12 protein-coding genes are annotated in these 11,315 nt (G+C 44.5%); 6 read left to right on the top strand and 6 right to left on the bottom strand.

Annotated features, from left to right (window positions below; genetic code table 11):
• The first annotated feature begins 407 nt into the window (after positions 1-407).
• The gene (locus IM462_RS00110) at positions 408-638 is read left to right on the top strand and encodes a type II toxin-antitoxin system HicB family antitoxin (RefSeq protein WP_287700800.1); all 231 of its coding nucleotides are present in this window, start codon (positions 408-410) and stop codon (positions 636-638) included.
• A 47-nt stretch (positions 639-685) separates the two neighbouring features.
• Here IM462_RS00110 and IM462_RS00105 read toward each other — a convergent pair whose 3' ends face one another.
• Positions 686-1,498 (bottom strand): PEP-CTERM sorting domain-containing protein, encoded by an 813-nt coding sequence (locus IM462_RS00105; RefSeq protein WP_287700798.1) that lies wholly within the window; start codon positions 1,496-1,498, stop codon positions 686-688.
• Positions 1,499-1,948: 450 nt separating this feature from the next.
• Here IM462_RS00105 and IM462_RS00100 point away from each other — a divergent pair, with 450 nt between their 5' ends.
• The gene (locus tag IM462_RS00100) at positions 1,949-2,536 is read left to right on the top strand and encodes a DUF3782 domain-containing protein (RefSeq protein ID WP_287700802.1); all 588 of its coding nucleotides are present in this window, start codon (positions 1,949-1,951) and stop codon (positions 2,534-2,536) included.
• 206 nt (positions 2,537-2,742) lie between these two features.
• Positions 2,743-3,420, top strand: a complete 678-nt coding sequence (locus IM462_RS00095) for a Uma2 family endonuclease (RefSeq protein WP_287700796.1) — start codon at positions 2,743-2,745, stop codon at positions 3,418-3,420.
• A gap of 6 nt (positions 3,421-3,426) precedes the next feature.
• Here the strand turns inward: IM462_RS00095 and rpsF are convergent, their stop codons facing one another.
• Positions 3,427-3,816: a 30S ribosomal protein S6 gene (gene rpsF / locus IM462_RS00090; protein ID WP_287700795.1), complete on the bottom strand. Its 390-nt coding sequence runs from the start codon at positions 3,814-3,816 to the stop codon at positions 3,427-3,429.
• 145 nt (positions 3,817-3,961) lie between these two features.
• On the opposite strand from rpsF, the gene IM462_RS00085 reads away from it, so the two are divergent.
• Positions 3,962-4,744, top strand: coding sequence for a fumarylacetoacetate hydrolase family protein (locus IM462_RS00085; RefSeq protein ID WP_043997825.1), 783 nt, complete (start codon positions 3,962-3,964; stop codon positions 4,742-4,744).
• Here IM462_RS00085 and tpiA read toward each other — a convergent pair.
• Complete coding sequence (gene tpiA, locus IM462_RS00080; protein ID WP_287700793.1) at positions 4,741-5,466, bottom strand: triose-phosphate isomerase; 726 nt, start codon at positions 5,464-5,466, stop codon at positions 4,741-4,743. The genes IM462_RS00085 and tpiA overlap by 4 nt on opposite strands.
• A 421-nt stretch (positions 5,467-5,887) precedes the next feature.
• On the opposite strand from tpiA, the gene IM462_RS00075 reads away from it, so the two are divergent.
• Positions 5,888-6,652: a metallophosphoesterase family protein gene (locus tag IM462_RS00075; protein WP_287700791.1), complete on the top strand. Its 765-nt coding sequence runs from the start codon at positions 5,888-5,890 to the stop codon at positions 6,650-6,652.
• Here IM462_RS00075 and IM462_RS00070 read toward each other — a convergent pair.
• The 3 genes from IM462_RS00070 to pgl form a co-directional block, all read right to left on the bottom strand.
• Positions 6,571-7,818 carry a site-2 protease family protein gene (locus IM462_RS00070; protein ID WP_287700789.1) on the bottom strand — a complete coding sequence of 416 codons (1,248 nt, stop codon included), beginning with the start codon at positions 7,816-7,818 and terminating at the stop codon, positions 6,571-6,573. The genes IM462_RS00075 and IM462_RS00070 overlap by 82 nt on opposite strands.
• 102 nt (positions 7,819-7,920) lie before the next feature.
• Positions 7,921-8,553, bottom strand: coding sequence for a double zinc ribbon and FHA domain-containing protein (locus IM462_RS00065; protein WP_104397568.1), 633 nt, complete (start codon positions 8,551-8,553; stop codon positions 7,921-7,923).
• Between the two features lie 118 nt (positions 8,554-8,671).
• Positions 8,672-9,394 (bottom strand): 6-phosphogluconolactonase, encoded by a 723-nt coding sequence (pgl, locus tag IM462_RS00060; protein WP_194016033.1) that lies wholly within the window; start codon positions 9,392-9,394, stop codon positions 8,672-8,674.
• Positions 9,395-9,786: 392 nt separating this feature from the next.
• On the opposite strand from pgl, the gene IM462_RS00055 reads away from it, so the two are divergent.
• On the top strand, positions 9,787-10,578 hold the full coding sequence (locus IM462_RS00055; protein WP_287700786.1) for an HpsJ family protein: 792 nt from the start codon (positions 9,787-9,789) through the stop codon (positions 10,576-10,578).
• Positions 10,579-11,315 lie beyond the last annotated feature (737 nt).

Here is an 11,315-nt window from a genome sequence, read left to right as displayed (position 1 = left end):
TTTTTATGGGCAGATATTTTAAAACTGTCTCTTGAAGCTAATTATGATGATTATCTTGAAAAAAAATGATAATTAGACAGAAGTTCTCTTGTTCACATAGAGAACTTTATCTTCTTTTGTTTTCAAAATGAGAATTGCTGAGCGCATCTTAACAATCCTTGACAAAATGAACTTTGTGTGAGTTGCTTACCCAGAGGTAGATTAAGGCATATTTGAGGAGAATTTGCCATCTCAATTGTTAAGCAAAAATCGACCAAATGTTAAAATTTCGTAACTATTTTGATTGGCTGGCATCACCTGAAATGCCCACGCATATCACAAAATTGGCCAATTGTCAATAGCTTTTGAGATGCTCTCACCCTGAATATTGAATCGGTCGGCAACATCAAAATCACCAGTTAAAGTTTATGAAATTTCCCGTCACGCTCTACCAAGATGAAGAAGGATGGTACATTGTGGAATGTCCCATTATTCCGGGCTGCCTGAGTCAAGGTGAGACTCAAGAAGAAGCTCTACAAAATATCAAAGAGGCCATTGACTTATGTTTAGGAGTTAGAAAAGAAAAAGGTTTGCCTTTGACAATTATAAAACAGCAGGTTAGTCCTTGCTATTGCTCAACCCAACCCCGATTTTCCTAGATCAAAAATTTGTTGAAATAAATCCCAAAGTTCTCAACTCAATTGTCTTATTTTGACTTCTTCCCTTGAGATAGTTTGCGCTGGCAGAAAGCACCCAATCCCAATAAACCCAAGCCTAAAATTGTGCTAGGTTCAGGAACACTTTGCCCAGAAGAAAACTCTTGAGTATAGCTAAATTGAACTGCCTCACCAGGATTTAATGAGAATTCATACCCTATAGCAAAGCCTATATCCTGCACAGCACCATTGGGATCTGAACCACCTGTTGTAAAGAAATTATTTAGGTCAGGACCACTAAAAATTCCCAGAGATGATAGAAAGCCTAAAGGGGAACTTGTTCCAAATGTTACGCTAAAAGGTAAGGAACCAGTAGCAGTAGCACTACCGAATTTTTGACCAGAGGATGTAAAAACATCATTGATAGTCACAAATCCTTCTCCCAAAGGAATTCCCTGATCGGGATCGGCTGCAAAGAAATAACGAATAGTAGTTGTCCCACTACCATTATTCTTTAGCTCAACCTCTGTAGTTAACAAATCAGGTGCTGAAGCTATGTATGTTTGTGTGAAATCTATAAATGAATTGTATTGACCTGTAACCACAGCTGTAGAAGCTAAGGATGAAGTTACGCTGGAAATGGTTATATTGGGAGATAGTCCAGAATAGGATGCACGACCAAAAGTAGTATCATCGCTGCCAATTTGAAATCCATAATCAGATACAGGAGCACCGAGAAAATAATATTCTACACCTTGATAAACGAGGGAACTAATAGCACCAGTAAAATTATCTATACCTACCGATAAAGAACTATTACTGATAGAAACCGCTTCAGCAGATTGTGGGAAAACAGTCAGCATACTAGCCGCAAGGGTAAGACTGATAAGTGCTACCCCCCCCCGATGGAGTTTTTTATAAGTTTTGCTAATAACATAAGCACATACCTCTTAAAAAATGTGGTTCTGCCTGATTTATAATGTTTAATTCTGTAGATTTCAAGCCCTTGCCGTTAAATTTATCAAATCTTAACAATACTCTAATAAATTTATTAAATCTTAAAAATACTCTAAGTTACTTATAAAAATAAAGGTATGTTAGCGACAGCGTAACACGCCCTACTTATCGCTCTCTTACTCAAAGGCAGAAGCACTATCTTCCTCATGAATCGGCAAAATTCAGTAATACCATTTTTCTTTATTCGCGTCACAACGAATGAAGGTTTGGCAAGCATTCGAGCGTGGATGTCTGTCATGGATTTAGAAATTTGGTATGAAATAGCAATAGACCAAATCAGAGAGAAAAAATTAGCTATGGCAACTACATCCGAAGACGTATGGCGACTCTTAGCCGAATTAGCGACTGCTCAAGCTGAATTAACTGCCGCTCAAAAAGAAACTGACAAACAACTGAAGGAAGTTAGTCAGCAACAGAAGAAAACTGACAAACAACTCAAAGAATTAGGTCAGCAAATTGGGGGACTCGGTGCCAAATTCGGCAGCTTTACCGAAGGACTTGCCCTCCCTTCAATGGAAAAGATTCTCAGGCAACGCTTTGGTATGGAAGTTGTTAGTCCTAGTGTGCGAGTCAGTAAAGATGGAAAACACCTAGAAATTGATGTTCTTGCCTATACCAATGGTCAGCTAAATACTGCTTATATCGTCGAAGTTAAAAGTCATGCCAGAGAGGAGTCTATTTCACAATTAAAAAGTATTTTGCAACGGTTTCGCCGCTTTTTTCCTGAACACAAAGATAAAAAACTCTATGGCATATTAGCGGCGGTTCATGTATCCCCGGAATTACGGGAAAAAATTCTGCAAGAAGGGCTTTATGTGGCTCGGATTCATGACCAAGTATTTGAATTGGATATTCCCGATAATTTTCAACCTCGACTTTATTAAAAATTTAGATATAATACTAAATCCTGTTATTAAAGACTGATTATTTATTCCCCTTTTTGCATGAGTGCATGAGCAGAAAACGGGTTTCTCCGAGAAACCCGTTTTCTGTGCGTTACTCAACGGATTATAAAAGGACAGGGTTTCAAACCCAGGATTTGCGGTGATACAATAAAGTTAGGCCAAAATGCGATCGCAAGAGATAAAGCATGGTTCAAGCACCCATCGAACCCCAACTTTTCTATCCTGACTCCGACGGTAAACCTATGGCCGACAACACAGTTCAATATCGCTGGATTGTTCGCTTGGTTGCCAATCTCAGGTATTTATTTAAAGGGCAAACCGTCTTTGTCGCTGGAGATTTGCTCTGGTATCCCCAGCAGGTAACTGTACCCCCCGCTCCCCGTCAAGCTCCCGATGCCATGGTAGTTTTCGGCCGTCCACCGGGTGAGCGCGGCAGCTATAAACAATGGGAAGAAGACAATATTGCTCCCCAGGTAGTGTTTGAAATCCTCTCTCCGAGCAATAGTGCCAGGGAAATGCTCAAAAAGCAGTCTTTCTATCGGGAGTATGGGGTATTAGAAATGTTTTTCTATGACCCAGACTCCCATGATTTCTGGGGATTGGTGCGACCCAATCAGCAAGAGGATTTTTTCCCAGTAACGGCCTTGAATTTTCCTTGGACTTCCCCAATCCTAGGGATTCGGTTTGAGATGTTTGAAGAGGGTTTAGAGGTCTTTTATCCCAATGGGGAACGATTTAAAGACCCTGAAACCCTCTTTGAGGAGCGCAACCAAGCACAACAAGAGCGCGACCAAGCACAACAAGAACGCGATCGCGCTTTTGCCCGATTACGCGAATTGGGCATTGATCCGACACAGTTGTGACTATAATTAATCTTCAGCGGAGATACCGTCATCTTCCACCACCGCTTCGGTGATAGGAGAGGGGTGAATTTCCGTTAAGGGAGATAAATCGGCAGGGGGCGCGACCACGCGATCGAGTTTTAGGGTTAAATAACGAATAACCTCATCACTTAAACGCATGGCCCGTTCCATGGGGGCGACTTGTTTGCCGCTGGCCTGATAATTCATCTGCACATAGACACCATCATTGAGTTTTTTGATGGGATAGGCCAGACGTTTTTTACCCCACACCTTAACTTGAATGTCTGTGGCGCTGTGTTCGGTAATCAGAGTCCGATAACGTTCCACTTGTTGCTGAACGACTTCTTCCCCTAAATCGGGACGGAGAATGTAAAGAGTTTCGTAGTTATTGCTCATCTCAGAATCCTTATGGACTAGAAGGCTTCTTTGTCAAGACCAGAGGTTAATTGATTTTAATAACTCTCTAGCTTTTAATAAAGAAGCAAGGATATATGATCATACTACTATCCGAGAGTCGATCGCTAGTCATTCCCAGAAAAATATGGCGCAACGCTATGTACGAGTGAAACATCGTCAAGGACAAATCTTCTACGGACTGTTACAGCTAAACCGTAGCGTTGCCGTCTTTGATGCCCCTCCCTGGCAAGGAGGGCAACTAACCAAGCTAGAATTAGAACCCGATAGCTACCAACTATTAGCCCCCTGTTTCCCGTCGAAAATTATTGCCGTGGGCAAAAATTACCGCGCCCACGCCGCCGAGATGGGAACACCTGTACCGGAAGAACCGCTTTTATTTCTCAAGCCACCGACGACAATTATCGCCGACGGTGAAACGATTTTCTATCCGCCCCAATCGGAAAGAGTGGATTATGAGGGAGAATTGGCATTAATTATGGGAGAAACCGCCAAAAACTGCACCACAGCCCAAGCCAGAAGCAAAATCTGGGGTTATACCATTGCTAACGATGTCACCGCTAGGGATTTACAGAAAAAAGATAGCCAATGGACGCGGGCGAAAGGATTTGACAGTTTTTGTCCCCTCGGCCCCTGGATTGTCCGGGAATTGAGTATCGGGGCCCAATTAACCACTTTTCTCAATGATGGCAGCGAACCCAAACAAAGCAGTTATCTCAGTGATATGGTCTTTCCCCCCGATGTCTTGGTGGCTTATATCTCCCAAGTGATGACCCTGCTGCCGGGGGATGTGATTTTAACGGGAACTCCCGAAGGAATCGGACCGCTGCAGGTGGGGGATAAGGTTCGGGTGGAAATAGAAGGCATCGGGGTTTTGGAAAATAGCGTCATGGCAGCAGAAATCGATTAACGATAATTAACAATCCTAGCGAATACGGCGGGGTCTAGACTCGCCCCACCGACTAAAGCCCCGTTTATCTGCGATTGAGCCATAATTTCATCGATATTATCGGGTTTTACCGAACCACCGTACTGAATGGTTACTTCGGGATTATCTAATTGTTGCCGAATCAAACCGATAACGCGGTTCGCTTCCTCGCTTTCGCAGGTTTCTCCCGTGCCAATCGCCCAGATGGGTTCGTAGGCGATAACGAGGTTGTTTTGGTCAACATTGACTAAACCTGCTTGAATTTGCTTGATAATTACCTTTTCCGTTTCTCCGGCATCTCTTTGGGCTTTACTTTCTCCCACGCAGATAATTGGGGTTAAACCTTGTTTTTGGGCAGATATGACCCTTAAATTGACGGTTTCATCGGTTTCGCCGAAATATTGCCGGCGTTCACTGTGACCGATAACCACATAGTGAACCCCAATTTCGGTTAACATATCCGCCGAGATTTCGCCCGTATAAGCCCCCGATTTTTCCCAGTGGACATTTTGCGCCCCCAAGCGAATACGACCGCCGTGGAGGGTTTTAGAGAGGACAGCTAAAGCTGTGAAAGGCGCGCAAAGAACTACTTCTCGGTCGTCGGGGGTTTCCTCTAGATGGGATTTAAAATCTTGCAAAAACTCCAAAGCTTCTCTCTGGGTTTTGTGCATTTTCCAGTTACCTGCAATAACAACTTTCGGCACAGCTTAATTAATTTAGTAGATTTGATAATTTATGGTACATTTTACTCTAAGCCTTTTTGTTACCCTAAGCAAGATCACCGATAATCGCTGTTTGTCGTGAACAGATTTCTTTAATACTTTTACCCGTACCTAGGGTTTGCTGAATAAATCTAAAAACTTTGTTTGATAAGGCTTTTAGACTTTTTTGACCTCAAAAAGTGCCTACCATTGGAGGGATCGGGGGTAAAATTCCTGGACTTTTTCCCTGAAAATTAGGTAACTGACCACCTCAAAATCGGTAAAACCCCACACCCGTTCGGACCTCGGCGTGAGCTCGGTCGAACGCTGAGCTCACGGCCGAAGCCCACACCCCAAACCCTGCCCCCACGAAAAACTTTTTGCCGCAAACCCTACCTATGCCCTAATCCCCTACCAAATCCTCATGCGAACCTTAGCGATCGGCGATATTCATGGTTGCTCGAAAGCTCTAGATCACTTACTAGAGATTGTCAACCCCAAACCGCAAGATACTTTAATCACCCTCGGTGATTACGTTAATAAGGGCAGAGACTCGAAAGGGGTGATCGATCGCCTGATTTCCCTACACAAACAGGGAAATTTGATTCCCCTCAAGGGTAATCACGAGATTATTATGCTGCAAGCCCGTCATAACCCCTTCAAACAGCGTCTCTGGTTAGAAAAAGGCGGTAAAGCTACTCTAAAATCCTATAGCGAAGGCCACCTGATTAAAATTCCCGAATCTCACTGGGATTTTTTAGGAAAAGTCTGTATAAATAGCTACGAAACTGCAAATCATTTATTTGTTCACGCTAGTCTCGATCCCCATCTACCCCTGGCCAGACAACCAGAATACAAACTCTTTTGGGAGAAATTTCAATATCCCGCCGCCCATAGTTCGGGAAAAACCATGATTTGCGGTCATACCAGCCAAAAAAGCGGTAAACCGGTTAATCTCGGCCATGCCATTTGTATTGATACTTGGGCCTACGGCCAAGGCTGGTTAAGCTGTTTAGATGTGGAAACGGGGAAATTGTGGCAGGTTAACCAGCGAGGAAATTTTCGGATTAGCCATATTCAAGATTATTATCGTCCATCCTCTCTAGGTCAGGACATTAAGGACGGTTCGCCGATTTTTGGCGGTTCACTTTTGTCGAGAGCGGCAGCAATAACATTTAAGGGCAAATAACTGGGGTAAACTCCCTCGCGAGCGCGTTCAATATCCGTTTCCTCTAGGGGAATTTGGTATTTAATCGCAATTGCCTTGAGGATATCGCCGCGATCGATCACCCCCGCTACGGCGGAGGCTGGTGTTAACACCGTGATCATGCGGTCCGGGATAGTTTCCAATTTCTGCACCACTGTCACTAAGGGGGTTTTTTCCTCAACAGTGGCAATTTCGGCGAGGGGATGGGCAAGATCAAGCAGTTGTTTTTCTGACCAGAAACTCCGCTCGATCGCCTGTAAATCTGCCACCCGAATTAATCCCCGATAACGTCCCTCGGAAGCGGCAAAATAAGCAGTATTGGCAGCCGCTCGGTCTAAAACGTATTCTTGGGCGAATTCCTCTAGGGTTTGATGGGCGTTTAAAACCCGCAAATCTCTGCTCATCACCTCTCCCGCCGTGAAATTGAGGAGACTTTCCTGTAAATTAGTTAAATTATCGTAGGCGCGGGCATTTCTGAGGATAAACCAGCCGATTAATCCTAACCAAGCACCCTCCACAGCTGCCGTTAAGAGAACCAAGAAAATCCCCAAAATAATCCCCAACCAACCGATGAATTGACCACTGATCGCAGCCCAATGTAAACCTTTCCAGCGATCGCCGGTCGCTTGCCAGACCATTGCTTTTAAAATTTGACCCCCATCGAGGGGTAAACCGGGGATAAGATTAAATAGAGCCAAAAACAGGTTAATTATCGCTAAATGATCGCATATATAGGTTAAATTGGCGTTTAAATAGGGTAAGTGACTGGCCAGGGAGAGGAGACAAAACAGGAGAAAACTGACGAGGGGTCCAGCGATCGCTACTTGCAGGGCCTGGGGAGGAGTCCGCGATTCTCGCTCGATCGAGGCCATACCTCCAAAGAGAAACAGGGTAATGGAATTGACCTCGATGCCTTGGCAACGAGCCATGAAACTATGACCTAATTCGTGGAGTAAAACCGAGATAAACAGCAATAAAGCGATGATTAAACCAAGTAACCACGCTAAACCGAAACTCTGGCCGGCCAGAGACTGAATTTCTGCATCGGTGGCATTGAGCAGGGTGACAAAAGCCAAAATCAGAAACCACGAGGAATCAATATAGAGAGGAATGCCTAATAAAGAGCCGATTCGCCAATTTGTACGCATAATTTTCGGTGGGGAAGTGGGAAGTGGGAAGTGGGGAAGTGGGGAAGTGGGGGAATGGGGGAATTCAACTAAAACCCGAAAACCCTAAAACCCTAACCCCTTTTAGGACATTTGGAAAATAAAAGTCATTTTGTCCCCTTTACCGAGGGAAATGCGATCGCCTGCCCGAAGACGATGACGATTGCCGGAGGGTAGGGGATTGTGATTAACGTAGGTTCCGTTGGCGCTGCCCGTGTCTTCAAGGTAATAGATGCCCCCTTCGACGCGGATATCGCCATGAACCCGGGAGACGATGTCAGAATCGGGAAAACCGGAAACATCGATATCGGGGGGAATGCGATCGTTAGGTTTGCCGATATGAATTACCGATAGATGTAGGGGTAATTCAATTTTGCTATCGGTTTGTAGGTGCTGGAGACTGGCCATTTCCGTCTGCAAGCGGGTGGCGGCCGGAACCGGTGGGGGGGCAACAGGAGGAGGTGCGATCGAGGCGCCGGTGGCTGTAGGGACCGGTGGGACGGGTTCAGGTTCAGGTTCCGATTCGGCCTCGGCTGCTACCATGGGGGCAGAATTAGGCTGTAAATTGTAGCCACACTGACCACAAAAGGTGGCATCAGTTTGGATGGTTGCCCCACAACTAGGACAGGAAGACATCCGCGGTAAGGGGGTATAACAGGCCTCGCATTGACTGGCCTCATCGGGGTTAATATGTTCGCAATTAGGACAAACGATCATTTTTAAGGAAAAAGTAAAAAGGAAAAAGTAAAAAAGCAGATCAGGGGTTGGGTGTTAGGGTGTTAGGGTTTTGGGGTGTTAGGGTTTTAGTTGAAATTCCCCCAATTCCCCCTATTCTCTAGACAAACGAGGAACCGGCCGCCGCATCGAGTAACCAATATAATTCCCCGGCCGGGGGGTGGATCAGACGAGAAGGATAGGAGAAAGGGTCGCCATAAGCAGAGAAAATCTCATGTAGAGCGGGGCGTTTACTTTCGCCGGCAGCGATAAAGATCACACAACGGGCCTGATTGATCAGGGGAACGGTAAAAGTTAAGCGGGGATTGCCGTCTTTCTCGCCGACGGTGATACAGCGATCGCTGACCGTTAAAGCTGCCGTGTGGGGAAAGAGGGAGGCAGTGTGACCATCATCGCCCATTCCTAACAAAATCAGGTCAAAAACGGGAAAATCGGGAGAATTGACCCCAAACCATTGGCGGAGATGATCATCGTATTTTTGGGCGGCCAGGTGAGGATCGGGGTCATCCGTGGGCATAGGATGAACATTAGCGGCCGGGATCGGTATGCGATCGAGCCATGCTAATCGGGCCATGCGTTGATTACTGTCGGGATGATCGGGACTAACGTAGCGCTCATCCCCCCAGAAAACGTGAATTTTTGACCAGTCGAGGGGTTGAGAGGATAAAGCTTCGTAGAGAGGTTTCGGGGTACTACCGCCAGAAAGAGCGATGGTAAAATATTCCTGTTGGTCGAGGCTGGTTGTGATTTTTTCCAGAACCAGCGCCAGAGATTTTGCGATCAGAGCTTGTTTATCAGCTAAAACTTCCACCAATTTCTGCATGGGTTTTGTTATCAACTCAGGGGGCTGTCTTTACTATAGGCTAACCATTCAGGACTCATCTGAGAGCTTGGGAAAATTTTATTCTTTGGCAGCCTCTGTCTTAGGGAAGAGATCTGGGGAAAACCTCGTCTGAGAGCTTGGGAAAATTTTATTCTGTGAGAGGGATAGGTTTACCGATGCCATATTGAGGTAATATTTCTAGAGTCGATTCTCGAAAGGGGTTGACAAGCAGAACGATTTAACGTAGGGTTTAGCGGGAGGTTGAGCGAGAGTTAATTAGAAATTGCAGTTTGTCAGAGTGCCTCTCGGCAAAATCCTTCTGGGAACCCCCAGCGAGAACTTTTAAACAGACTAATGAATCTATTCATTGACATACCATTACAGAAACAGCGATGAACAGCTTTACTTCTTTGTCCCTGAAATTAACGGGATTGGTTTTCATTCTTTCCTTCCTTTTGGATGGGTTTATCCTGCCGCTGCCCTATCAATTCAGTCAATCCCAATGGCAGGTAGGGTTCGTCACCACCTTTGTTGATCGAGGAATTGTTCCTCTCCTCGGTATCGTTCTCGTTTTAATCGCTTACTGGATTGACGCTAACAATAGAGATGTCATTACTAGGAAATCCCGCTTTGAATTGCGTTGGCCGATCTTTATTTTTTCCACCCTGTTAGGTTTAGTTTTTCTGTTGATGATTCCCGTTCACATCAATAATATCAACCAGATTAAAAACAACGCTTTGACTCAAATTGAACAGGGTGTTGACCAGGGGGAGGGACAAATTCAAGCTTTCTTAGCCCAGATAAATACTCTATCGCAAAATCCCCAACTATTAGACCAGCAAATCTCTCAGAGAACTCAAGTGATTGAAACTGGTCGTTTTCAAGGACAACCGATCAACACGGAACAGTTACAAACCCTTCGTCAACAAAGAGAGCAATTAACTAATTTACGCGATTTATCCAAAAGCCCGAAGGAATTTAAACAGAAATTAGATGAGATCAAAAATCAGCTACAAACTCAGCTGCAAGAGCGGCGAAAACAGGCAGAAAGCCAAGCCAACTTGGAGGCTTTGAAACAGTGGTTAAGAATTGGTATTCAAAGTATGTTGCTATCGATTTGCTACAGTTTGATCGGTTGGTTAGGCATTCGAGAACTAAGTAGTGTGAAAAAACGCACCGCCTAAGTAGGGGATTTATCTTAAATGATGAAGTATAAAGTTTTCGTTTTCGGGAGCCAAAATTCAGGACTCAGCAGACGAGCGCAGACAACAGCATACTTCATCCTTAGGATTAAAGCTGTAAATACTTAGATATTCAGTGACCAAGAGCATCAGCAAATGATGCTCTTTTATTTTGGCTCTTCTCGACTTTGTGTAATAATTTTTGCTTATGGAATCGTGAAATGCTTATCGTGTAACACTTTTAGGACTATTTTGTCGAAGAAACTATCAGTATAGACCTCGTTTCCACACAGAAACCAGAAGAGCCTTATTTTTTATTAAACCTCTTGCATAATTAGGGTTTGCTGAATAACTCTAAAAACCTTGTTGGATAAGGCTTTTAGACTTTTTTGACCTCAAAAAGTGCCGACCATTGGAGTGATTGGGGGGAAAATTCAGGTACTTTTTCCCTGAAAATTAGGTAATTGACCCCTTCAAAATCGCTAAAACCCCACACCCTACACCCTACACCCGTTCGGCTGAGCTCACGGCCGAAGCCCACACCCTGCCACCAGGAAAAACTTTTTCAGCAGACCCTAATTAATTTTTGCTGGTTCAAAAGCAGCAATTCTCATTTTAAAAAGTAACAAGTGATACAGACAGAAACAAAGCTTTAAGCAAGCTACAAAATGCGCTCCCGCGAGTGCGACTGCATCGCAGAGAAGTGAGTATATAGAGTATTTATACTCAAAATATTTGAA

The sequence above is a fragment of the Microcystis sp. M144S2 genome (assembly GCF_020246065.1).
GTDB classification, from domain to species: Bacteria; Cyanobacteriota; Cyanobacteriia; order Cyanobacteriales; family Microcystaceae; genus Microcystis; species Microcystis ichthyoblabe_A.
Note: the sequence above shows the minus strand (reverse complement) of the source record. Positions and strands in the feature narration are given on the sequence as shown.